Here is a 536-nt window from a genome sequence, read left to right as displayed (position 1 = left end):
TCGTTACCGTTTAATGCTTGAAGCGCTGAACCACGGATGATTGGAGTGTCATCACCTGGGAAGTCATAAGTAGAAAGAAGTTCACGAACTTCCATTTCTACTAATTCAAGTAATTCTTCATCATCAACAAGGTCACACTTGTTTAAGAATACGATGATGTAAGGTACACCAACCTGACGTGAAAGTAGGATGTGTTCACGAGTTTGTGGCATAGGACCATCAGTCGCAGCACATACAAGGATCGCGCCGTCCATCTGAGCAGCACCAGTAATCATGTTTTTAACATAATCGGCGTGGCCCGGGCAGTCTACGTGAGCGTAGTGACGGATTGGAGAATCGTATTCTACGTGTGATGTATTAATGGTAATACCACGTGCTTTTTCTTCAGGAGCTGAGTCGATTTGTGAGTAATCTTTCGCTTCACCGCCGTAAGTTTTTGCACAAATAGTTGCAATCGCAGCAGTTAAAGTTGTTTTACCATGGTCAACGTGACCAATTGTACCCACGTTTACGTGTGGTTTATTACGTTCAAACTT

General features: G+C 43.3%; 1 protein-coding gene. It reads right to left on the bottom strand.

Going from position 1 to position 536, the window contains the following annotated elements; translation table 11 throughout:
• A partial coding sequence (locus tag EAH57_RS15820; RefSeq protein WP_121930876.1) for a GTP-binding protein occupies positions 1-536 on the bottom strand: 536 nt, incomplete at both ends.

Source organism: Acinetobacter sp. 2JN-4, assembly GCF_003687745.1.
Lineage (GTDB): Bacteria > Pseudomonadota > Gammaproteobacteria > Pseudomonadales > Moraxellaceae > Acinetobacter > Acinetobacter halotolerans.
This window is presented reverse-complemented; position numbering and strand designations above follow the sequence as displayed.